Source organism: Pseudoalteromonas sp. J2K-J031 (assembly GCF_058197095.2).
The window spans coordinates 2,156,195-2,178,809 of record NZ_CM200279.1; the positions used below are offsets into that span (position 1 = coordinate 2,156,195).

22 protein-coding genes are annotated in these 22,615 nt (G+C 41.6%); 7 read left to right on the plus strand and 15 right to left on the minus strand.

Translation table 11 applies throughout. The annotated features are described in order from the left end of the window. Nucleotides 1-71: 71 nt before the first annotated feature. The 3 genes from AC3KZC_RS09695 (at nt 72) to AC3KZC_RS09705 (ending at nt 2,040) form a co-directional block, all read left to right on the plus strand. Nucleotides 72-611 carry a GNAT family N-acetyltransferase gene (locus tag AC3KZC_RS09695; RefSeq protein ID WP_490578741.1) on the plus strand — a complete coding sequence of 180 codons (540 nt, stop codon included), beginning with the start codon at nt 72-74 and terminating at the stop codon, nt 609-611. Nucleotides 612-661: 50 nt separating this feature from the next. Further along, the gene (locus AC3KZC_RS09700; protein WP_490578740.1) at nt 662-964 is read left to right on the plus strand and encodes a hypothetical protein; all 303 of its coding nucleotides are present in this window, start codon (nt 662-664) and stop codon (nt 962-964) included. A gap of 332 nt (nt 965-1,296) precedes the next feature. Then, entirely contained in the window at nt 1,297-2,040 is a 744-nt protein-coding gene (locus AC3KZC_RS09705) for a class I SAM-dependent DNA methyltransferase (RefSeq protein ID WP_490578739.1), read from the plus strand. Between the two features lie 9 nt (nt 2,041-2,049). Here AC3KZC_RS09705 and AC3KZC_RS09710 read toward each other — a convergent pair whose 3' ends face one another. Then, nucleotides 2,050-2,949, minus strand: coding sequence for a LysR family transcriptional regulator (locus tag AC3KZC_RS09710; RefSeq protein ID WP_490578738.1), 900 nt, complete (start codon nt 2,947-2,949; stop codon nt 2,050-2,052). A 159-nt stretch (nt 2,950-3,108) separates the two neighbouring features. On the opposite strand from AC3KZC_RS09710, the gene AC3KZC_RS09715 reads away from it, so the two are divergent. Next, the gene (locus tag AC3KZC_RS09715; RefSeq protein ID WP_490578737.1) at nt 3,109-3,633 is read left to right on the plus strand and encodes an NADPH-dependent FMN reductase; all 525 of its coding nucleotides are present in this window, start codon (nt 3,109-3,111) and stop codon (nt 3,631-3,633) included. A 145-nt stretch (nt 3,634-3,778) separates the two neighbouring features. Here the strand turns inward: AC3KZC_RS09715 and katG are convergent, their stop codons facing one another. From katG to AC3KZC_RS09730, 3 genes are all read right to left on the minus strand, one after another. Next, nucleotides 3,779-5,962 carry a catalase/peroxidase HPI gene (gene katG, locus AC3KZC_RS09720; RefSeq protein WP_490578736.1) on the minus strand — a complete coding sequence of 728 codons (2,184 nt, stop codon included), beginning with the start codon at nt 5,960-5,962 and terminating at the stop codon, nt 3,779-3,781. 161 nt (nt 5,963-6,123) lie between these two features. Then, complete coding sequence (locus tag AC3KZC_RS09725; RefSeq protein WP_490578735.1) at nt 6,124-6,543, minus strand: GNAT family N-acetyltransferase; 420 nt, start codon at nt 6,541-6,543, stop codon at nt 6,124-6,126. 55 nt (nt 6,544-6,598) lie between these two features. Further along, the gene (locus tag AC3KZC_RS09730) at nt 6,599-7,777 is read right to left on the minus strand and encodes an esterase (protein ID WP_490578734.1); all 1,179 of its coding nucleotides are present in this window, start codon (nt 7,775-7,777) and stop codon (nt 6,599-6,601) included. Nucleotides 7,778-7,963: 186 nt separating this feature from the next. Here AC3KZC_RS09730 and AC3KZC_RS09735 point away from each other — a divergent pair, with 186 nt between their 5' ends. Beyond that, complete coding sequence (locus tag AC3KZC_RS09735; protein WP_490578733.1) at nt 7,964-9,277, plus strand: DASH family cryptochrome; 1,314 nt, start codon at nt 7,964-7,966, stop codon at nt 9,275-9,277. Further along, a complete protein-coding gene (locus AC3KZC_RS09740) occupies nt 9,274-10,827 on the plus strand; it encodes a cryptochrome/photolyase family protein (protein WP_490578732.1) in 1,554 nt (517 codons plus the stop codon). The genes AC3KZC_RS09735 and AC3KZC_RS09740 overlap by 4 nt, the downstream gene beginning before the upstream one ends. On the opposite strand, the gene AC3KZC_RS09745 is transcribed toward AC3KZC_RS09740, so the two are convergent. From AC3KZC_RS09745 to AC3KZC_RS09755, 3 genes are all read right to left on the minus strand, one after another. After that, a complete protein-coding gene (locus AC3KZC_RS09745; RefSeq protein WP_490578731.1) occupies nt 10,824-11,120 on the minus strand; it encodes a YciI family protein in 297 nt (98 codons plus the stop codon). The two genes, AC3KZC_RS09740 and AC3KZC_RS09745, sit on opposite strands and share 4 nt — an antisense overlap. Before the next feature lie 26 nt (nt 11,121-11,146). Further along, nucleotides 11,147-11,392 (minus strand): DUF6868 family protein, encoded by a 246-nt coding sequence (locus tag AC3KZC_RS09750; protein ID WP_490578730.1) that lies wholly within the window; start codon nt 11,390-11,392, stop codon nt 11,147-11,149. 71 nt (nt 11,393-11,463) lie between these two features. Further along, nucleotides 11,464-12,690, minus strand: a complete 1,227-nt coding sequence (locus AC3KZC_RS09755; protein WP_490578729.1) for a spore maturation protein — start codon at nt 12,688-12,690, stop codon at nt 11,464-11,466. Between the two features lie 144 nt (nt 12,691-12,834). Between AC3KZC_RS09755 and rsmF the strand changes: the two genes are divergently transcribed. Continuing rightward, on the plus strand, nt 12,835-14,274 hold the full coding sequence (gene rsmF, locus AC3KZC_RS09760; RefSeq protein WP_490578728.1) for a 16S rRNA (cytosine(1407)-C(5))-methyltransferase RsmF: 1,440 nt from the start codon (nt 12,835-12,837) through the stop codon (nt 14,272-14,274). A gap of 653 nt (nt 14,275-14,927) precedes the next feature. Here rsmF and AC3KZC_RS09765 read toward each other — a convergent pair. The 8 genes from AC3KZC_RS09765 to fabF all read right to left on the minus strand — a co-directional run bounded on the left by AC3KZC_RS09765 (nt 14,928) and on the right by fabF (nt 22,556). Further along, a complete protein-coding gene (locus tag AC3KZC_RS09765; RefSeq protein ID WP_490578727.1) occupies nt 14,928-16,781 on the minus strand; it encodes an alkaline phosphatase D family protein in 1,854 nt (617 codons plus the stop codon). Nucleotides 16,782-16,790: 9 nt separating this feature from the next. Continuing rightward, entirely contained in the window at nt 16,791-17,570 is a 780-nt protein-coding gene (locus tag AC3KZC_RS09770) for a TatD family hydrolase (protein WP_490578726.1), read from the minus strand. A 12-nt stretch (nt 17,571-17,582) separates the two neighbouring features. Further along, nucleotides 17,583-17,909 (minus strand): PilZ domain-containing protein, encoded by a 327-nt coding sequence (locus tag AC3KZC_RS09775; protein ID WP_490578725.1) that lies wholly within the window; start codon nt 17,907-17,909, stop codon nt 17,583-17,585. Between the two features lie 8 nt (nt 17,910-17,917). Continuing rightward, a complete protein-coding gene (gene holB, locus AC3KZC_RS09780) occupies nt 17,918-18,826 on the minus strand; it encodes a DNA polymerase III subunit delta' (protein WP_490578724.1) in 909 nt (302 codons plus the stop codon). Continuing rightward, nucleotides 18,823-19,452 (minus strand): dTMP kinase, encoded by a 630-nt coding sequence (tmk, locus tag AC3KZC_RS09785; protein ID WP_490578723.1) that lies wholly within the window; start codon nt 19,450-19,452, stop codon nt 18,823-18,825. Before tmk ends, holB begins: the two co-directional genes overlap by 4 nt. Nucleotide 19,453: 1 nt before the next feature. Further along, the gene (mltG, locus tag AC3KZC_RS09790; RefSeq protein ID WP_490578722.1) at nt 19,454-20,491 is read right to left on the minus strand and encodes an endolytic transglycosylase MltG; all 1,038 of its coding nucleotides are present in this window, start codon (nt 20,489-20,491) and stop codon (nt 19,454-19,456) included. Further along, the gene (gene pabC / locus AC3KZC_RS09795) at nt 20,436-21,236 is read right to left on the minus strand and encodes an aminodeoxychorismate lyase (protein WP_490578721.1); all 801 of its coding nucleotides are present in this window, start codon (nt 21,234-21,236) and stop codon (nt 20,436-20,438) included. The genes mltG and pabC overlap by 56 nt, the downstream gene beginning before the upstream one ends. Before the next feature lie 81 nt (nt 21,237-21,317). Continuing rightward, nucleotides 21,318-22,556, minus strand: a complete 1,239-nt coding sequence (gene fabF, locus AC3KZC_RS09800) for a beta-ketoacyl-ACP synthase II (RefSeq protein WP_490578720.1) — start codon at nt 22,554-22,556, stop codon at nt 21,318-21,320. Nucleotides 22,557-22,615: the final 59 nt, after the last annotated feature.

The window sequence follows — 22,615 nt, forward strand, 5'->3', positions numbered from 1 at the left end:
TTCAAACAAACAGTTATTTATAATCATATAGTGAGATTTGTAGGAAAAACGATAGTAAATAAGGTGTCAAAGTGCTCAATACTGAAAGAACCACACTAACAATAATGACGACTGAACATGTTGAATCAGTATTAGACTATCATATTAAAAATAAACAACATTTAGCGCCTTGGGAGCCGACTCGTTCTGACGATTATTTTACCAAACAATATTGGGTGAACATGGCAAAAAGCAGTGAAGCAGCGTTTAAACAGGGCACTGAATATAAATTTATTGCTTTTAGCAACGAACCTAGGCCAAAAATGATTGGCATCTGTACTTTCTCTGAGGTTGTTAGAGGGCCTTTTCAGGCGTGCTTTCTTGGTTATTCAATTGCAAAAGACTATGAAAATCAAGGTTACATGACTGAGATTTTACAGACCACAATTTCATACATTTTCAATGTTGTTGGCTTAAATCGAGTAATGGCAAACTATATGCCAAACAATGAACGCAGCGCACGTGTTTTAAATAAGTTAGGTTTTGAACAAGAAGGGTATGCCAAGCGCTATTTAAAAATTGCAGGTATGTGGCAAGATCATGTCCTTTGCGCAAAAATAGCACCTTTATAAACTTGGTGCAGGTTAATTTATTAACTCTAATTTTTCAAAGGATTGTGTCCATGAAAGTAAGATTACTCACCCTCGCCTTAACAACCTTCATTTCGGGATGTATTGTATTACCAGTCACTGATCCCACTCATTACACTAAATGTGAGATTTCAAGCGATAAAAAAACACTTAAGGTATTTAATCTTCATGAAGACAACAATAACTATTATTCCATTGGTGGCATTCTTTTATTACCGCTGACTGGAGTGGTGTCTGGTACCTATGTCGCAGTGCATAATGTGTATCATTTAGGAGAAGAAATAATTGTCTGCGGTTTACAAGAGTCAGACAACACAGAGCCTAATCTACATTAAATTACCCTGTTCAGTTGAAAATAAAAATAACTACAATATAAATATATCTTGATGATTATTGAACAAAACCCTCGTCAAAGTATTATTTTTCGAATGACAAATATGAAAGGCAATCAAAGTGATACTCATATTGACGCGCCGAGGTTTGATAAATAAATCACGAACAACGTGTTTAATTACAACCATAACAAACGCGCATTTTAATTAAAAACACATACCCAAATTCCCTCAGTTACAGTAATATGCGCGTTTTTCGCCTTGAGCTGCCATTTTCGTTTACCTTTTGGTGTATGAACAGCCGCTTTTTGTTCTATCCACTCAAGTAGGTAACAATGACCTCCAACTCCCTTTATACCGATTTATCAGGTTATTATGACTTAATGTGTGCTGACATTGATTATCTGCAGCAAAGTCATACTATACACCGTTTACAGCAGCTCTTTGGTAACAATGGTCGCCAACATTTAGATTTAGCCTGTGGTACTGGCCCACATGTGGCGCATTTTATTGATTTTGGTTACCAAAGTGGCGGTCTTGATATTAATCAACCAATGCTTGATTTAGCCCAAACTCGCTGCCCCGATGCAGACTTCAGCCTGCAAGATATGTGTAACTTTAGCACCGAAACGCCGCCCGATCTCATCACCTGTTTTTTGTATTCGATTCATTACAGCGCGCAACTTGAGCGATTAAGCCAATGTATCGCTAGTGCACATGCTGCACTTAATGCACAAGGCTTATTTTGTTTTAATGCCGTTGATAAACATAAAATTGATAACAACTCGTTTGTTAGCCACAGCGCACAGCATGGCAGCAGCCTATTTAAATTTGCATCTAATTGGCATTACCAGGGCAGCGGCAATGCACAAGCATTAATGTTAAGCATAGATAAAACCGATAACGGTATTACACAGTCGTGGCAAGACAGCCATTCAATGGTTGCAGTGAGTTTTAGCCAGCTACAACAACTACTAGAGCCTTATTTTGACGTGCATGTATTTGAGCACGATTACGATAAACTCGTGCCTTGGCAAGGCACAGCGGGCAACGCATTATTTGCCTGCGTTAAAAAATAACAGGCCGACTTACTGAGCAAAACTACTGCTCAGTAAGTCAATAAAACAACGTACTTTTGGCGACAAATGCTTGCGACTTGGATAAATGGCATACACATTCACCTCTGGCTCTTTATAATCACAAAACAATACTTCCAGCTCCCCATTTTGCAGCGCATCATTTAGATAAAAAGCCGGTAATCGGGTGATCCCCTGATGAGCTTGCACTAACGCCAATTGCATTTGTCCATTATTGCAGCGTACTTTTTGTCGCACATCGACCTGAAACGGTGTGCCATCTCGCTCAATAAAATCCCAGCGCCCAGGCATTTTAAGATTGGAATAACAAATACAATGATGGGCAGCCAATTCTCGAGGGTGATGTGGGCGACCATACTTTTCAATATAGCCTTTTGAGACCACCACATGGGCTTTACAGTGAAATACCCGCTTGCAAATTAAACTCGATTCAACTAACTGCTCACTGGCTCGAATAGCTAAGTCGTAGCCATCAGCAATTAAGTCTATTCGCTTATCACTCAAATCCCATTCAAGGGTGACATTGGGATACATCTCTAAATACTGAGCAATTACCGATTGCAGATATTGCTGACTAAATCCGATGGGGCAACTGATTTTCAACGTGCCTTTTGGCTGCACATCATCGGCGGTAATAAGGCTCACTGCTTGCTCGGCGTCGCTAATTAATTGTACACATTGTTGAAAATACGCCTCACCTTCGGGCGTGAGCGACAACGAACGTGTGGTGCGGTTCATTAACCGCACACCAATTCGACTTTCAAGTTTGCTTATTTCTTTGCTGATGTGCGAACTTGAATGGCCAAGCACACTCGCTGCAGCATTAAAACTACCACATTTGACCACTTGAACAAAAATTTCGATGCCATCAAACAGCTGATTACTAATCATATGGAAACAGTGACTCCACTTTTACACTATTAATAAACATATAAACTTAATATACACTGTTTCTATCGGTTAAGGCACGCGCTTACTTGCATTTGAGAAAACGTTATCCGCATCTTGCTAGTGCAACAACCATCACTTACCACTTTAAGGATATTTATTATGAATGTACTCGCTTTTGCTGCCAGCAACTCTCGCCAATCTATTAATAAACAATTAGCACATTACGCTGCGAGCATTGTGAGCGATACGGTTGAATTAATTGATTTAAATGATTACGAAATGCCAATTTACAGCGGTGATCGTGAAGCGCAAGATGGCATTCCTGAACTTGCTCAGCGCTTATTCACTAAAATTGGCCAAGCCGATGCAGTGGTTATTTCATTTGCAGAACACAATGGTTCTTATACCGCAGCATACAAAAATATTTTTGATTGGATGTCGCGTATCAACCAAAAAGTATTTCAAAACAAAGCCATGGTTTTATTAGCCACGTCACCAGGCCCAGGCGGTGCAAAGTCAGTACTAGCCGCAGCAACGGGATCGGCGCCATTTTTTGCCGCTGACGTTAAAGCTTCATTTTCTGTTGCCAGTTTTTACGATAATTTTGATGTTGAAAAGCAACAAATGAAAAATCAAGCAATTGATGCAGCGCTGCGTGACGCTATGGCGCTGTTAAGCGCTTAAATTTTAATCGCTAAATCTGTACAAACAGCATGGGCTATAAACTAAAAACCCCTGAGCCGTTAATACGATCAGGGGTTTTGTTTTTTAGCCTACAAAGCTGAGCCATACAAAAGTTAATGCCGCGCAACTTGGCAGGGTTTTTATATTACGCTAAATCGAATCTATCAAGCTCCATCACTTTGACCCAAACAGCAATAAAGTCATGAATAAAGCGTTCTTTGGCATCTGTACTGGCATACACTTCAGCAATGGCTCTCAGTTGTGAGTTTGAGCCAAACACCAAATCAACCCGCGTGGCTAACCATTTGAGTTCACCCGATTGACGACAACGTCCTTCAAACTGAGTTTCATGTTTATCGGTTGATTGCCACTTGGTACGCATATCAAGTAAATAAACAAAAAAATCATTACTTAACGTATCACGCTGTGTGGTAAAAACCCCATGCTGCGCTTGACCAACATTGCTATTTAAAACCCGTAAACCGCCTACTAATACGGTCATTTCTGGGGCACTTAAGGTTAATAGTTGCGCTTTATCAACTAACAGCTTTTCGGCTGGCACACTCAATTGCATTTTTTGATAGTTTCTAAATCCATCAGCAATGGGTTCAAGCACCGCAAACGAGTGCTCATCGGTGTGCTCACTGTTTGCATCAGTTCGACCAGCGCTAAATGGCACCTCCACTTTCACACCCGCATTTGCCGCGGCTTGTTCAATGGCAACACTGCCCGCAAGCACAATTAGATCTGCCAGTGATACTTGTTTACCCTTTGCTTTATGGTTGTGATTAAAACTGTGCTGAATTGTTTCAAGCGCACCGAGTACAACCGCAAGTTGTGCAGGTTCATTTGCCTGCCAATCTTTTTGCGGCGCTAAACGAATACGAGCGCCATTGGCGCCGCCACGCTTGTCTGAGCCTCGAAAGGTTGAAGCCGAAGCCCAGGCCGTTGACACCATTTGCGCCACCGTTAAGCCAGATGCCAAAATTTTACTTTTTAATTCCACAATATCCGCAGCATCAATCAGCTGATAATCTCGTTTTGGAATAGGGTCTTGCCAAATCATCTCTTCTTTTGGCACTAAATGGCCTAAACAGCGGGTTTTTGGCCCCATGTCACGGTGAGTTAATTTATACCAAGCTCGGGCAAAAGCATCGGCAAGCTGCTCAGGATGCTGATGAAAACGCTTAGAAATTTTGGCATATATTGGATCTTCTCGCAGCGCAATATCGGAGGTGGCCATCATAGGTGCATGGCGTTTGCTCGCATCATGTGCATCTGGCACTGTGCCAGCTCCTGCACCATTTTTAGGTGCCCATTGTGTCGCTCCTGCAGGGCTTTTTACAATTTCCCACTCGTAACCAAACAAGGTATCAAAATAGCCGTTATCCCATTTGATTGGATCTGGCGTCCACGCCCCTTCAAGCCCACTGGTAATGGTATCAACGCCCTTACCACTGCCCATGCTGTTTATCCAACCAAAACCTTGCTCACTGATCCCAGCAGCTTCAGGCTCTGGCCCTACATGCGCGGGGTCGCCTGCCCCGTGGGTTTTACCAAATGTATGGCCACCTGCAATCAGTGCTACTGTTTCTTCGTCATCCATTGCCATACGGGCAAAGGTTTCGCGAATATCAATGGCTGAAGCTAGCGGATCTGGTTTGCCATTGGGGCCTTCGGGGTTGACATAAATTAACCCCATTTGCACTGCGGCTAAAGGATTGTCAAGTTCACGATCGCCTTGGTAGCGTTTATCACCAAGCCAAGTATCTTCATTGCCCCAATAAATATCGGTTTCAGGCTGCCAAATATCAACGCGTCCACCAGCAAAACCAAAGGTTTTAAAGCCCATGGTTTCAAGGGCGCAGTTACCAGCCAAAATCATCAGATCAGCCCACGATATTTTAGCGCCATATTTTTGTTTAATTGGCCAAAGTAAACGCCTTGCTTTATCAAGGTTTCCGTTGTCAGGCCAACTATTTAGCGGCGCAAAGCGTTGTGAACCCGACCCTGCACCACCACGGCCATCGGCGGTACGATATGTGCCCGCACTGTGCCATGCCATACGAATAAAAAAAGGACCATAATGGCCATAATCCGCAGGCCACCAATCTTGAGAGTCTGTCATTAAGTGGTTTAAATCTTGAATTAGCGCATCAAGGTCTAGGCTTTTAAATGCCTCGGCATAATTAAAATCCGCTTTCATCGGTGAGGAAAATGAAGAGTGCTGGTGCAAAATATTTAAATTTAATTGATTTGGCCACCAATCTTGGTTAGATGTCCCCATGCCTGCAGTATGATTAAACGGACATTTTGCTGTATCTGCCATAACACGCTCCTATTGATTTTACTTTCAGACTAAATTGCCTTTATAGGTATAGTGCTAAACGCTTGTTATGGCGAACGATTTAAAGCTAATAACGCCATCGGTTTTATCGATGGTATGAGTTTAAAGTGAAAGATGCTGAAAGAGTTGTTAGGGGGAGTGGGCTAAATAAACGCACACATCCCCGCGCCTAACTGCTCATTTGGCCGCACCAAATAACCATAGCGCTGATAAAAGGCTTCTTTGCCTTTGGCAGATAAAAGCCCCACGGTCGCCCCTTTGTTTGCGGCCGTGGCCAAATACCGTTGTATTTGCTCCATTAATACAGCACCCAGCCCTTGCTTTTGATAACTTGGCGCAACAATCACATCTTGAATATAAAAAAATAATGCGCCATCACCAATCACCCTAGCCATTGCAACTAACTCGCCTTGCATACGGATCGCCACATGGAACAGTGATTGTTCCAGCGCTGCTTGGGCTAAATCAAGCGGCAATTGACCCCAACCGACCTCTTGGCGCAAATGCACAAACTCAGCGGCCTTGGGCTGAGTTAATTCAACTGTATAACTGTATGTGCGCATTCGATAACCTCGTCATTTTTATTTGCCTGCAATAACATGCCCAGAGTTATTTTGCCTATTGTTTAGCTTTTTGTTGCATCAGTTGCAATTGATATTGTTCAAGTTGACCTTGCTGTTTTAACTGATGCCACTCAACCAATTTTTTAGCTTTTTCGACCGCTTTTTGCTGCGCGGCAATCGCTTGTTCAAGATTGCCTTGGCTTGCATAAAAAGCCGCTAGAGACGATTGTGCATAAGACGACTCAGGATAAAGCACAATAATACGACTGAATAAGGCTTGTGCTTTATTTGGTTCGGTAGTAATCCAAGACTCAGCCAAATGTTTTAACGAACTTTCGGCTGAGACTTCAAACCCATATTTTTTAGCTGATAGCTGTTGGTAATAAGCAATAATAGCATCGGCGCCTTGCTGAGAAATCGCCGAATCTGCTGCTAACGGGGTAAACTTATCGGCAAAAAGGCCTTCTATACCATTGATAAGCGCAATAATAGGTTGCGACATGTAATTGTTAGTACGGTTATACACCACTTGCCACTCTAATGTGCTGGGCGCAGTTTGACTCAAGGCATATTCAAACTTTTTTACCGCATCAATACTATTTTGCTCATATTGATGCTCTCCAATCGAGATGTAGAGGTAACGTAGTTTGTCGTCTTTGACTTTTAATTTTTCAACCGCACTTTGGCTGATATTAAACATATTATTGTCAAGGCTTGGGCTGGCCAAAATATAGCCGGTAAATAACTGCGGCCGATTAAGCAATATATGTAAACCTAGTGCTGCATTGCCCATAAAGCCGCTGTAGCTGCGAAAACCATTGGTACGGTATTGTTTATCGATACTGGCCAATAAGTCGTGCTCAAAATAATTAAGTAAAAGCGGATCATCGGGCTGCTTGATCAGCTGTTCAAACTGTTTGGCAAACTCACTGTGGTAATTTTTTGGCGTGATTACAATAGCTTGTGGCCATGGCCATTCACCATTATGGCTGAGCCAATCATTAAGTTGACTAATATAACCGTGGCTACGCGGATGGATATCAAGATGCAAATAGTAACGTTTATCTTGCTTATTTTCGTTATGGTAATCATTTGGTAGCGTGACTGTGTATTCAATCGGCGTTTTAAATTGTGCTGAGGTAATGGTTAGTGTTTCGCTTTGCCCTGCGTGTACGTATGTGGTGGCAACTAAGAGCACAATAACAAACATAGCCAAAACTCGCGACTTAAACATAAATTATTCCCTATTATTAAGTTAAAAACATCTGTTTTTATTCATTTTTTACTTTGCCAACCTTTGTAGGTGTTGTCAAACTCACATCTGTGTAAGGCATTGCGTTGAACACGGGTTTATTGGTCTTTTTGGCCTGATGATGCGTATTGGCAGGTTATCTCAATGACAAGACTGTGATATGTCCTTATGAAAAAAATTGGCTTATTTATTTTTGATCACGATTTGCGGGTACTCGATAATCCAGCGCTCAAAGCGCTAGCCGATAGCGTTGATACCCTAATTTGCTTATATGTTCATGCACCACAAGATGCGTTTAGTCAGCAATTTAGCCAAACCCAACCAAGTTCAGCCAAACTTGGTTTTTTACAACAACATCTGGTTGAGCTTGATGAAAACTTACGTTTATTGAATCAGTTTTTAGTGATTGAACACGGCTCTGTGCCTAGAGTTATCGGCCATTACATCAAACATTATGGCGTTACTGATATTGGCCGCACAATTCATGCGGGCTTTAACGAACAACACCATTGGCAATATTTGCAAGCAACCTTTCGAGCGGTCAATTTTTGCGCGCATTCAGGCAGCAGTTTATTTCGTCTTGCTGATTTACCATTTGAACTTGCAGATTTACCAAAAAGCTTTACTCCGTGTCGCAAACTGTTTGAGCAACTTACCGTGCCTACGCCTTTAGAGGCGCTCACTTATTTACCACCTCCACTGCTATCAACTGAGCATAAAAAACACGATTTAAAGCCCTCGGCGTTTAATAGTTATTATGCTGGGGGCGAAATCACGGCCCATGCTTATCTTCATCACTACTTTTCAAGCAAAGCCCCAAGTATTTATAAAGAAACACGCAATGCGCTAATGGGCGATGATTTTTCAACTAAACTTTCGGGGTTTTTAGCTCACGGTGCTTTAAGCCCTCGTCAAGTGATGGCAGCTCTTAAACAATACGAAGCAGTTCATGGTGCCAATGAATCAACCTATTGGATTTATTTTGAATTACTGTGGCGAGAGTATTTTTTTTGGTATGCGCGTAAACACCAACAGCGATTATTTAGCGCAGGTGGTGTGAGGCAAAAATCGCTTGCCACCAGCTTTTATCCGAGTCGTTTTAAACAATGGTGTGAAGGCTCAACACCTTATCCGCTGGTTAACGCCTTAATGCATGAACTGAATGAAACCGGTTGGATGTCAAACCGAGGGCGACAAATTGTGGCCAGTTGCTTTGTCAACGAACTTGAACTTGATTGGCGCTATGGCGCAGCGTATTTTGAACAACGCTTAATTGATTATGATGTTGGCAGCAACTGGGGCAACTGGCAATATTTAGCAGGCGTTGGCCCAGATCCCCGTGGAGGTCGTCATTTTCATATTAAAAAACAAGCAGCGTTGTACGATCCAAACAACGCCTTTGTTACTTTTTGGCAAGGCGACAAACATTGCCAAGCAATCAATCACACCGACATGGTCGATTGGCCGATAGGAGTATTATGAACACATCGTTTTCGACCTTACGGTTAATTTTAGGTGATCAACTCAACGCTAATCACTCTTGGTTTAAACAAGACAAAGACAATTTCTTATATGTGATTGCAGAGCTGCGCCAAGAAACGGATTATGCGCCACATCATATTCAAAAAGTGTGTGGTTTTTTTGCCGCTATGGGCCAATTTGCCAACGCCTTAAGACAAGCGGGTTTTAACGTTTTACACTTAACCCTTGATGATACCGAGCACGATGCCAATTTACCCCATTTAATTGCCCGTTTATGCCAACAATATCAGTGCCGCACCTTTGAATACCAACAACCAGACGAGTACCGACTCGCAGAGCAGTTAGCAGAATTAGACCTTACTCCCATTACCAAAGTTTGCGTCGATAGCGAGCATTTTATGCTGCCTTTTACTGAAATAAATCAGTATTTTAAAAAAGATAAACATGTCACCATGGAGCATTTTTATCGCAAAATGCGCAAGCGTTTTAATCTGCTAATGAACAATGGCGAGCCGCTAGGTGGGCAATGGAATTTTGATGCCGATAACCGCGTAAAACTCAAAAAAACCGATTTAGCCACTATTCCTGCACCATTATTATTTGAAACTGATGTCAGTGACATTAAAGCGCGCTTAGTTCGCCATCACGTCAAAACCATAGGTCAACTGACTGAGCCCTTCATTTGGCCGGTCAACCGCACTCAAGCGAAACAATTGCTCGCGTTTTTTTGCCAATATTTACTCCCCAACTTTGGTCGTTTTCAAGATGCAATGACAGCGCAAAGCCCACACAGTTGGAGCTTGTACCACAGCCGATTATCGTTTGCGATTAATTGCAAAATGCTGCCCCCGCTTCAGGTTATTCAAGCAGCAATCACTGCGTATGAACAATCTAACGGGGCTATCAATTTGGCTCAAGTCGAAGGCTTTGTAAGGCAGATTTTAGGCTGGCGCGAATACGTGCGCGGTGTGTATTGGGCGAATATGCCCGATTACAAAACGTATAATACGTTAGAGGCACAGCGAAACTTACCCACCTATTTTTGGCATGGCAAAACTAAAATGCGGTGCTTGCACCACGCCATCAGCCAAAGTTTAAACACGGCTTACGCCCACCATATTCAGCGCTTGATGGTCACGGGAAATTTTTGTTTATTAACCGGCATTCACCCCGACCAAGTAGATGACTGGTACTTAGGTATTTATATCGATGCGATTGAATGGGTTGAGTTACCCAATACCCGCGGTATGACGCAATTTGCCGACAATGGCATTGTTGCTACCAAACCGTATGCCGCAAGTGGCAATTACATAAATAAAATGAGTGATTACTGCAACGACTGCCACTACCAAGTAAAAGAAAAAGTGGGCGAAAAATCGTGTCCTCTTAATAGTTTATATTGGCAGTTTATGGTTCAGCATCGCGAGCGACTTGAGCATAACCCACGCATAGGCATGATATATCGCAATTGGGATAAACAAAGCTTACAAAGCCAAACCGAGACCCTCAATCGTGCAAAATGGTGTTTAGACAATATCGAGCAGCTTTAGCTGCTTTTTGCCACTAACTCACTTAAGTTTGCTGTCGCTTTAGTGACGCTAAATTCAGTAATTTCATATACTGCAATACCATCACGATAAAACGGGTCATTTTCAAGTAACGTATGTAGCGCTGCGCGACTTTGCATATTAACCAAAATAATGCCGCCTGTGTGCGGCACTTTTGGCCCCGATGCTAAAAAATGTCCCGCTTGGTAATTCGAATCTAAAAAATCTAAGTGCTCGTTCAATAACAATTCAACTTGGCTTAAATCAGTACGATACGTGATTGATACAATAAACATCTTTTACCCTTCTTTTGTTAGAACTTTTACCATGCCATCACTTTTAAGGCCAAATACGGTACGATAAAAAAGATAAACATTAATATTTTATACTGGGCTAAATACTTGAGATAAATCAGATTTAACTCATCCTCAGTGACATTAAAAAGCTGACTGTGCAAGGTTAAAATGCTTTTGTTAAACATTAACAATAAAATAAAAATAATACTGAGCATGGCCATACTAATGCAGCTGGCCCAGCCAAAAAAGAGTGTGAGTTGAGTTAAAGTCATCGATTTATCGCTGGTATTTTTTAGTTAACCCACTTTAACAAATGGCTGTAATAAAGATAGAGACTATTTCATTAACCAAAAAACCAATAACACACCACGATCGCAGTCATAATTCCAGCAAAATCAGCAGCTAGGCCACAGCCAATTGCATGGCGAGTATGCTTTATTCCAACCGCGCCAAAGTACACGGCTAACACATAAAAAGTAGTTTCAGTAGAGCCTTGAATGGTTGAAGCAAGCCGCCCAGCAAAAGAATCTGGCCCGTGAGTGGTCATGGTTTCAAGCATCATTGCACGTGCCCCTGAGCCACTGAGAGGTTTCATAAACGCCGTAGGCATCGCATCAACAAAGCGGGCATCGCCATTGGCCAGTGCGACTAAGTAGCGCAATCCATCTAATGCCACATCCAGCGCACCACTGGCACGCAGCACACCGATGGCACACAGCATCGCCAATAAATAAGGAATTAATGACATTGAAAATTCAAAGCCTTGTTTGGCGCCGTCAATAAATTGCTCATAGACATTTTGTTTTTTATAAAACGCCCAGCAGAAACACAGCAATACAAAGGTAAAAATTAAAAAATTACTCAGCACAGCCGATTGATAACTCAACTGCTGCGCCGCCAAAGTTGAAAAATACAACACTAAGGCCAAAATGGCCGCGATAATGGTGCCTAAATAAGCCAAAGTGACAGCATGATACAACTTTAACTTTTGTATCCATGCCACCACTAATAACCCAACTAGGGTTGAGCTAAATGTCGCCAATAAAATAGGAATAAACACATCGGTAGGGGATGCCGCGCCTTGCTGGGCACGATAAACAAAAACAGCAATTGGGAATAAGGTTACTGAGCTGGTATTGAGTACTAAAAACAGAATTTGTGCGTTGGTGGCGGTGTCTTTCTGTGGATTAATGCTTTGTAAATCATGCATCGCTTTAATGCCAAGTGGTGTCGCAGCGTTATCTAAGCCCAACAAATTAGCACTTAAATTCATAGTGATAGAACCAAATGCAGGGTGGTTTTTTGGCACTTCTGGCATTAACTTTTCAAATAAAGGCGACAGCGCCCGCGATAAAACACTCACCATGCCGGCATGCTCGGCCACCTTCATTACCCCCAGCCAAAAGCACAATGCCCCAACCAAACCAATGGCAATTTCAACGGAGACTTTTGCCATATTAAATAACGCTTGCACCATGCGTTCAAATACCAAGCCATCGCCGCCAATCCAAGTAGCCAGGGCCGAAAAAAAAGCAATGATGAAAAAGGATAACCAAATTTTATTAAGCATAACGAGTTTTTATTATTTTTTATCGCGCAATTGTTTCATTTTAGCGCTAAAAAGTCACAATAAATGCCAATTTATAGGCTTTTATTTAATCCCGCCCTGCTTTGCTGATATCATTACGTATCGCAAAAATCCAAGGCAACCACATTGGACAAACATACTTTTATCCCCGCAGAATTCATTGAAGATGTGCAGACTTATTTACCGAGTCATTTATCTTTAGACGATTACCTAACCAGCTGCAAAAGCCCTCTTCGCCCTGCGCTCAGAGTAAACACGTTAAAAATGTCGGTGGCCGACTTTAAGGCCTATGCCGCAGCGCATGATTGGCAAATTAGCCCTGTGCCTTGGTGCGAAGAAGGATTTTGGTATCAACGCCCACACGCGCAACAAAATTTATCCATAGGCAATACTGATATCCATTTAAGCGGTGCCATTTATATTCAAGAAGCAAGTTCGATGTTGCCTGTCTTTGCGCTACAACAGCAAAGTGATTTAACCGATTGCATTGTGCTGGATATGGCGGCAGCACCGGGTTCTAAAACCTCTCAAATCGCTGCTCAAATGAATAATACCGGCGTATTAGTGGCGAATGAATTTTCATCATCACGACTCAAATCCCTAAGCGCCAATATGCAACGTTTAGGCATTGCTAATGTCGCATTATCACATTTTGATGCGGCCGTATTTGGCCCTTACATGGAGCAAAGCTTCAGTCATATTTTACTCGATGCCCCTTGCTCGGGCGAAGGCACAGTCCGCAAAGATCCAGACGCATTAAAAAATTGGTCAATTGAGTCCAATCAAAGCATCGCACAAGTGCAAAAACAGCTCATTGAAAGTGCCTTTTATGCATTAAAAACAGGCGGTACCTTAGTGTATTCAACCTGTACCCTAACCCCTCTTGAAAACCAAGAAGTGTGTCAGTATTTACTCGATACCTTTGCCGGACAAATTGAAGTCGTTAAACTCGATGATTTATTTTTTGATGCCAAGCGCGCCGCAACGTCCGAGGGATATCTGCATATTTGGCCTCAGCTTTATGATACTGAAGGCTTTTTTGTTGCAAAATTCAAAAAAATTAGCCATACGCCTCACCCAAAACCACAGAGTAAAAAAGGCCAGTTTCCGTTTGCGCTTTACGGTAAAAAAGAAACGCAGGCTCTATTAAACGAATTAAAAAAACAATTTGGCATCGAGACACTACCAGGACAGCTGCATCTACGTGATAAAGAAGTGTGGTTATTCCCGACAGAATTTACTGCGATTAACGAAAAAATTAAATACAGCCGCATGGGGATTTTAGTGGGCCAAACTCACCGCACGGGTGTGAGGCTATGCCATGAGTTTGCAACCTGCTTTGGCCATTTAGCACGCAAAAATAGCTATGAACTGTCATCTCTACAAGCAAATGATTATTTTCAGGGAAAAGACATTAATCTACCTACCTCAACGAGCGACAGTGGTGAAGTATTACTGCGATTATGCGGTTCAGTGATTGGCCTAGGAAAATGGCAAAAATCGAAAATTAAGAATAGCTTACCGCGCGATCTTGTTCGCAATAACCAGTTGATAACTTGGGAATAAACGGGGTAAAAAATGTGAGTAACATGTATCTCAACAGGTCATGATTATAATAAGTATTTGTTTTGAAACAGTTTAAATATTTGTGTTTTTTTTATACTTTTTTAACTTTGTTAACTACACTTAACGTTACTTTCACTTCTCCCTAAAGTATGTGGAATTTTTTAAGTTAGCGCACGGCTCATCTGAGCCATTCCCCTATGCCTAGGACAATTCGGATTGGTCCTAGGCGTTTTTTCTTCCTCTTCGTGACATTTTTTCAATACTGTAACTCTGCTATTTGCAATTAGTTTTATCCAAAAACACTGGTTTTTTGTTTTTAATGAACTTGAGCTCTGGTTAAGAGATTATCTAACGTATTGATTTAATTTATATCAAAATAAAAAATTCTCCAGACGGAGATTTACAGTGATAACAAGGCGAGTTTACGCGTCAATAGCGGGTCTATTGCAAGTAAACTCAACGTAGTTATCGTTGAAAATAGCCACTGGAGATAGATTTATTATCCAGAGTTCAGGTTAATGAGGTTGCTAGAGGTAAAGAAGCTTATTAATCACTCTTTTTAGTCTCTATCTTGGCTATAAACTCACTCATTTTGGTCAGCGCTGAAAAAACTGTTGATGCAATATGAATGAATTATCCTACATTGAGGTTAATTATGATTTGTTCAAATCAAATTCGCTGCACTCACCCTCACCATGCAATATTTGATAGCTGACTAATTTATGATCAACCAAACTAATCAAGCTGATCCCACTTTTACTGAGCAAATGCTGCTTCTCATTTTGGATTAATGTATGTTTGGCAACTTTCATTTGCCAACGCTTGGTGAAGAAATTGAGTGGACTAAATTTTCCATATAAAACACTATCGAGTTTATTTAAGCACTTGAGAAGTGTATGAGGAAATTCATTTTTTATGCCGCTGGCGGTCAGTTGCCAAATACGGTTATCGCGCTGACTAAAACGTGCTTGCACCGAGAAACAAAACGAATAATGCACATCACCCGATAAAATTAACGTTTCACACGGAGTATCTTCTCGGCGAAAAATTTGCATTAGTTTTCGTGCCGCTCCTTCATGAGCCATCCAGTTTTCAACATCAACTAATAAAGGTTGACCGCAAAAGTTAAAAACGGCCTGAATAGCTTCTATTGATTTAACCCCAAACACTGGCGCAGGTGACACTAAAATAACTTCTTCTTTACCCACCAAGGCATCTTCTAGTTGTGTTAATTGCTGCCAATCAAGTAAGCCTGAGGGTTCATGAAAATTTTGCTCATTGCGCCAACGCTTTGTTCGTGAATCAATCACAACGACGGTCGGATTGCAATTCAATTGATACGACCATTGATCAAACTTAAAAATAAGCATATCAAACTTTTTAAATTGCCACGTTTTTGCAACGAGAGATTGTTTGAATGCTGGAATTAACGCAGCTGTTTTTTCGCCATTATCATTGCCAATCCCTTGAAATAACCAATAGCTGATGAGGCCGTTGGCTATAATACGTCGGCTGTTTTTATTATGATAAACCGCTCGCTCCCACGCCGCTGTTAAATTCCAATCATCCGTTACATCATGATCATCAAACATCATTAAGGTACTGATATTGGCATATAACCGACTGCAGGCCGGCAAAGCTTGAGCGAAGGCTTGAACCGTTTGCTGCTCATGTTGAAACAATTGCTGTTGTTTTGGCGTAAATAACGACAAATCTCCTAAGGTATTGTCAAGACAAGGCCAAATTCGACAGCTAAACGTTAACACATACAGCGCAATAAATTCTTCAAAAAAAATAAGGTGGTTGGCTGCTTTTAAACTGGTAAAGTGCACCCAATCTTTGCGTAACCAATAACCCAGCTCTGTTTTATCACGCTCACGCCAAGGTGTGATGGGTAAATATTCAGCACGCTTATACAATTGTTGCTCAAGTGTCGCGGGCAATGCCAAATCAATGCCTTTATCGGGATAAATACCCAAAAGTTTAATTACTTGATGAATACTATGCAGCATGGGCGCAGCAACATCATCACAATAAACCTGATCACCCGATAAGATGAGTAACTGCGCGCCTATTTCACCCGCTTGGCGGCTTTTGGCTTGATAATGATCGGCCGCTACAAGTCCGTCTTGACTATCATGGTGTGGATTTCGGCATGAGCCATGGAGTACTTGGGTCAGATCTGTCGGAATGATAAATTGAGGCGTATCAGCACCGTCATAACAAAAATCATCTAAATCAATAAGTTCATCGCTGTTTAAGCGATAACCAATTAAGGTATTTGTAGGAAATCCTAAGTCAGAACGCACACTAAAAAAGCGCAAAAAAAGCGCGTCACCGAGGGTAATAAGCGTTTCTTCTACTTGATACTGCTCAACATCAATTAATTCAATGGTCAGTGCTGCGGTAGTAGTCGTTGCAACACTGATGCAGATGGCGTTAGGTTCTGCTCGGCGAATTTGTGGACCGAGCAATAAAAAAGGTAAAGCTAGTGGAGGGTTAGTCATTCACAATTATTAATTTTTTGCGGCTAATTGAAATAAGTTATAAAAATTGGCGGTGGTTGCGCTGGCCAATTGTTGATAACTCAACCCTTTTAAATCAGCAATGAAATAAGCGACATCTTGTACGTAAGCTGGTTGATTCGTTTTACCACGATGAGGGACTGGGCTCAAATAAGGAGAGTCAGTTTCAATGAGTAAACGATCTAATGGAATTTGTTTTACTACGTCGCGCAGCTCAACCGCATTTTTAAACGTAGCAATACCTGAGATTGAAATATAAAAACCCAAATCGATGGCTGCTTTTGCCATTTCCCAATCTTCAGTAAAGCAATGCAACACACCGCCTACTTCATCTGCTTTGTGACTTTTTAATAACGACAGGGTGTCTTGGCGCGCATCACGAGTATGTATAATTAATGGTTTTTTCAGTTCTCGGGCGACTTCAATATGGCCAACAAACGAGTCAAGTTGCACTTGCTTGGTGTCTGCACTGTAGAAATAATCAAGCCCTGTTTCACCAATCGCAACTACTTTCGGGTCAACGGCGAGTTTTAATAATAAGTCTTTATCTAGAGCATCTTTTTGATCGAGTGGATGAACCCCACAAGAAGCTGAAACGTCAGGATACTGAGCAATTTTGGCCAACATCCCCGGAAATTGCTGTAAAGTGACCGAGACACATAAAAAATGTTCTACTTGTTTTTGCCTTGCTTGATCAAGAACTTGATCAAGATTTAAATCGAGTTTGTCAAAATCGAGTCTATCGAGATGACAATGAGAGTCTACTATCACAATATTTACTTACTACATAGTGTAGGTCACATCACCCGAATTGAGCATGCTACCTAAAATTCGTTCTATTTTATCACGCAATAGATGTTTATCGTCGATAAAACCAATACCAATACCCGGCGGATTCGCATTTTGACTGCCTTGTGGAGTGAGCCAGACCACTGAGCCTGTCACGACATCTTCTTCAAGTGCATCAGGTAATGTTACGCGAAGTGCCATGGGTTGGCCCATTTCGTAATGCATATTAGTACGCACAAATAAACCACCGTTTTTTAAATACGGCATATATGATTTATACAATTCACGTAAATCTTCAAAATCTATTAACAATTCTTGCAAAATACACCCTAACGTTTCAATTGCTGCTGTAAAGCAAACACTAAATCACTGACTGCCAGTGGCAAATTTAATCCTAATACTTGTTTTAGCGCTTGTTGGAAGTTCAATAAGTGCTGTAAACAAAATTGGTAAGCCTTAAAATCGAGTTGTTGTTTTAGTAAGGCTTGTTTTACATAATCGCAAGCAAAGATGTAAAACACGCTGCTATATTCTGATTTTTGTTGCAAAATATCAACAAGTAACTGTGGTTGAATGCCATTTTTTAACTGTTGAACTAACTCATAGAGATCATTTAAAGCGGCATTTTCATTATTTTGCTGCCATTTTAACAATAATAATGGTTGATGTAAGAATAAATGATGCCAAGTTTGCAGAGCTATTTGATTATCCGTTGATGCCAACCATTGTGTTACATGCTGTGGCTCATCAACATTTAAGGTAACTTGGTTACAACGACTTAGTACTGTGGCTGGCAAACGCTCAGCTTGTGCTGATACCAAAATTAAAAAACGATTCTTTGCTGGTTCTTCTAAAGTTTTTAGTAACGCATTGGCAGCTGCGGTGGTCATTAAATCAGCATCATTCACAACCACAACTTTCGAACCACCTTGCCCTGCGGATGTTTGGCAAAAATCAGCAATTTTGCGTACTTCATCAACACCAATCGTCTTTTGATCATAGCCTAACACCAAATAATCGGGATGACTTTGCGCGTTCAGTAAATGACACGATTTACAGTGTCCACAGGCCGTTAAATGCTGTTGATTTGGGCACAATAACGCACTAGCAAGGTGCACGGCCATGGTTTGCTTGCCAATTCCTTGTACACCTTGGAGTAGCAATGCATGGTGCAACTTTTGATTCTGATATGCATGAGCCAACATATGATGACGCGTAGCAAGCCAAGGATAAATCATTTTTCCTGCTCAGCTAAAAAGGCAGTTAAAACAGCGCGTATATCCTTATGAACAGCGGTTACTTCTTGACCTGCTTGCACCACTTTGATGGTGGGATCACTGGCGGCTATCGCTAAATATTTCGCCCGTGTACGTTCAAAAAAGCTCAATTGCTCTTGTTCAATGCGATCAAGCTCACCCCGACCCGCTGCGCGCGATAAGCCAACAGCGGGTTCAATATCAAGGTAAATGGTTAAATCTGGTTTTAAACCTTTAAGTACAATCTCACTGAGGGCATTTAAGGTGCTGCTATCGAGTTCACGACCACCGCCTTGATACGCAAGCGATGATAAATTATGACGATCACCTAGCACCCATTGCCCATTTGCAAGCGCAGGACGGATCACATTTGTCAGTAACTGTGCACGTGCTGCATACATAATCAAAAGCTCGGCTTCTGCACTCATAATTTCTTGGTGGTTTGCTTTAACCAGACTACGTAAAGATTCCGCAAGCGGTGTGCCACCAGGCTCTCGCGTATTTACAAAGCAAACCTGATGGGCTGTTAATACTTCTTGGCATAAGGCTATTGCAGTTGATTTACCCGCGCCTTCTAAACCTTCAATTACAATAAATTTTGCGGTCATATTACTTCTTTAATTGGTATTTTCGCACAGCAGCATTATGCTCACTCAGCGTTTTGGAAAATTGATGACTACCATCCCCTTTAGCGACAAAATAATAAAAATCAGACGCTGCAGGATGCAGTGCCGCATCAATCGCGGCGGCCGAGGGGCTCGCAATGGGTGTCGGTGGTAGGCCGTTAATCATATAAGTGTTATATGGGGTTAATTGCTTTAAATGGCTGCGTTTAATATCCCCATCAAATGCATCTCCTAAACCATAAATAACAGTTGGATCGGTTTGCAAACGCATTTTTTTGTTGAGTCGATTAATAAAAACGGATGCTATTAAAGGCCGCTCACTAGCAAGACCGGTTTCTTTTTCAATAATCGAAGCCATGATCAGTGCTTCATAAGCTGTTGTATAGGGTAAATTTTCTGCACGGCGCTCCCAAGCTTGTTCCAAATACGCTTTCATTTTAGTGGTCGCGCGTTTTAATAATGAAACAGCTGTTTCATTTGCCCGATAATAATAGGTTTCAGGATACAGCCACCCCTCGAGGTGCTCGCCAGTAAAATTAAGTGCAGCTTCAAGCTCATCAAGTTCAAATATAAAGTTTGGTACGTTCAAATACGGAGCTGCTGCAATTTTATCGATGATTTGGTATAAGGTTTGACCTTCAATAATGGTAAAACTAAATAAGTACGCATCACCTTGGTTAATTCGTCTGACATTATCAAGCACTGTTCCTGGGCGTAATTGATACATGCCCGCTTTCAGATCTGTTAAACTAGGATCGAGCTTCGCTAGCACTTCTAAGCCAAAGCATGAGTCGACTAAAGAGGTAGCAAGCCATTGTTGGCATAGTTTTTTTAATCCAACACCAGATTGCACTAAAAATAACCGAGGTTTATCTAATATTAAAGCTTGCTTGGGAAGTTGTTGAAATTGCCACACCGCTCCACTTAAAAGGGCCAGAATGAACACTGTTACTATTAATAATAATTTAATTCGCACTAGGATTAAGCTCTGTTCGCCATTTGGTTGCAATGCTTTGATCATAACATTGATTGCCAATTGATTTAATAGGCACAAGCCCCATTAAACTGTTACAACAAAAAACAGCATCCATCAAAGCAATGTCTTGCGCCGTCATACATCGAGTCTGTATTGGGTGGTACTGCGCGACATGTTGTAAATAAACGCCGAAAATCCCTGATTGGCTCAGATCTGGGGTATAAAACTGCCCTTCCTTGACTGCAATAATATTACCGACCGATGTTTCTATTACATTATCGTTTAAATCATATACTAAAACATCATCTGCTCCACTTTGGCCTATTTCAGCTTTTATCATCACTTGTTCAAGTCTGTTTAAGGTTTTTAATCCGGCGAAAAGCGGTTGTAAACCCAAGCGGGTCTGAGCATGGGCCAAGCTAATACCATTGTGTTGCCAAGCGACATAATGCTCTGGATAAGGGCTAATACTGATAAAAGCGTGTGGCTGTGGGTTTTCTGGTGCGCTGTAGCCTCGGCCACCTACTCCTCGGGTGATCACCACTTTGAGTACACCTAGCTGACATCCATCTATAAGTGATAGCAATTGATGGTGCAAATGCGCTAAATCAAGTTCAGGAAACAACAGGCGCTCTTGGCATTGACGCAATCGCTCACAATGAAGTGACCAAAATTCAATGGTACCATCAACTATTTTGGCGGTAGTAAAAAAGCCATCGCCATAATTTAAACCTCGATCAGAGGTAGAAACGGTGGTGGTATCAAGCGTGGTGAACTGTATTTTATTCATAAAAAAGCCCGATATTAACCAGGCTCTCGGTCTATTTGGTTAATCTTGCCAGTATAACAAGGTTAACCAATTGCTAATAGATTAGATTTTCTTAAACAATAACGAACCATTTGTGCCACCAAAACCAAATGAGTTACATAATGCAAACTCAAGTTTCGCGTCACGAGCGGTATGCGGTACGTAATCAAGATCGCACCCTTCGTCTGGGTTATCTAAATTGATGGTTGGTGTTACTTTTTGCTCTTGTAACGACAAAATACTGATAATTGATTCAACAGAACCTGCCGCTCCGAGTAAATGACCCATCATTGATTTTGATGAGCTCACCATTACGTTATGAGCATCGTGACCAAACACTGACTTAACGGCTGCAGTTTCGGCTTTATCACCTGCATTTGTTGATGTCCCATGCGCATTGATATAACCGACTTGCTCAGCGTTAACTTGTGCATCATTAAGCGCATTAACCATGGCTAATGCTGCGCCTGAGCCATCTTCTGGTGGCGATGTCATGTGGTATGCATCACCACTCATACCAAAACCAACGAGCTCAGCATAAATTTTTGCGCCTCGAGCTTTAGCGTGTTCATATTCTTCAAGCACAATCACACCCGCACCATCAGCTAAAACAAAACCATCACGGTCTTTGTCCCATGGACGTGACGCTGCTTTTGGATCATCATTACGAGTAGAAAGCGCACGTGCAGCACAAAAGCCACCCATGCCAATTGGCGTTGATGCTTTTTCAGCACCACCTGCAACCATCGCATCGGCATCGCCGTAAGCAATCATGCGTGCAGCATGACCGATATTATGAAGGCCTGTCGTACATGCCGTCACAATTGAAATATTTGGGCCGCGTAAACCGTGCATAATCGATAAGTGACCAGAAATCATATTTATGATGGTCGAAGGCACATAAAAGGGAGAAAGTTTACGAGGACCGCTATTGAGTAATTTAATGTGGTTTTCTTCTATTAAAGTTAAACCACCAATGCCTGAACCAACAGCAACACCAATGCGCGTGGCATTTTGCTCTGTCACTTCAAGACCAGAATCTTTAAACGCTTGAACCCCTGCAGCGATACCGTATTGGATAAATAAATCCATTTTTTTAGTTTCTTTTGGTGCCATGTATAACGAAGCATCAAAGTTTTTTAATGTGCCAGCAAATTTAGTTCCAAAGTTCGACGTATCAAAGTGTGTGATTAAATCAATACCACTTTCGCCATTTAGCAACCCTTGCCAAGTAGACATAACGTCATTACCTAACGGGGTTAACATACCTAAGCCAGTAACTACAACTCGACGTTTAGCCACAGTGTCCTCCAATGGGAAAAAATGTTGGTTTTAAAAATTAGGGGATTATAGATAGATTA

Coding starts and splice junctions, on each gene's coding strand:
- AC3KZC_RS09700 (WP_490578740.1), top strand. CDS start 662: ATGAAAGTAAGATTACTCACCCTCGCCTTAACAACCTTCATTTCGGGA.
- AC3KZC_RS09705 (WP_490578739.1), top strand. CDS start 1,297: ATGACCTCCAACTCCCTTTATACCGATTTATCAGGTTATTATGACTTA.
- AC3KZC_RS09710 (WP_490578738.1), bottom strand. CDS start 2,949: ATGATTAGTAATCAGCTGTTTGATGGCATCGAAATTTTTGTTCAAGTG.
- AC3KZC_RS09715 (WP_490578737.1), top strand. CDS start 3,109: ATGAATGTACTCGCTTTTGCTGCCAGCAACTCTCGCCAATCTATTAAT.
- katG (WP_490578736.1), bottom strand. CDS start 5,962: ATGGCAGATACAGCAAAATGTCCGTTTAATCATACTGCAGGCATGGGG.
- AC3KZC_RS09725 (WP_490578735.1), bottom strand. CDS start 6,543: ATGCGCACATACAGTTATACAGTTGAATTAACTCAGCCCAAGGCCGCT.
- AC3KZC_RS09730 (WP_490578734.1), bottom strand. CDS start 7,777: ATGTTTAAGTCGCGAGTTTTGGCTATGTTTGTTATTGTGCTCTTAGTT.
- AC3KZC_RS09735 (WP_490578733.1), top strand. CDS start 7,964: ATGAAAAAAATTGGCTTATTTATTTTTGATCACGATTTGCGGGTACTC.
- AC3KZC_RS09740 (WP_490578732.1), top strand. CDS start 9,274: ATGAACACATCGTTTTCGACCTTACGGTTAATTTTAGGTGATCAACTC.
- AC3KZC_RS09745 (WP_490578731.1), bottom strand. CDS start 11,120: ATGTTTATTGTATCAATCACGTATCGTACTGATTTAAGCCAAGTTGAA.
- AC3KZC_RS09750 (WP_490578730.1), bottom strand. CDS start 11,392: ATGACTTTAACTCAACTCACACTCTTTTTTGGCTGGGCCAGCTGCATT.
- AC3KZC_RS09755 (WP_490578729.1), bottom strand. CDS start 12,690: ATGCTTAATAAAATTTGGTTATCCTTTTTCATCATTGCTTTTTTTTCG.
- AC3KZC_RS09765 (WP_490578727.1), bottom strand. CDS start 16,781: ATGACTAACCCTCCACTAGCTTTACCTTTTTTATTGCTCGGTCCACAA.
- holB (WP_490578724.1), bottom strand. CDS start 18,826: ATGATTTATCCTTGGCTTGCTACGCGTCATCATATGTTGGCTCATGCA.
- tmk (WP_490578723.1), bottom strand. CDS start 19,452: ATGACCGCAAAATTTATTGTAATTGAAGGTTTAGAAGGCGCGGGTAAA.
- mltG (WP_490578722.1), bottom strand. CDS start 20,491: ATGATCAAAGCATTGCAACCAAATGGCGAACAGAGCTTAATCCTAGTG.
- pabC (WP_490578721.1), bottom strand. CDS start 21,236: ATGAATAAAATACAGTTCACCACGCTTGATACCACCACCGTTTCTACC.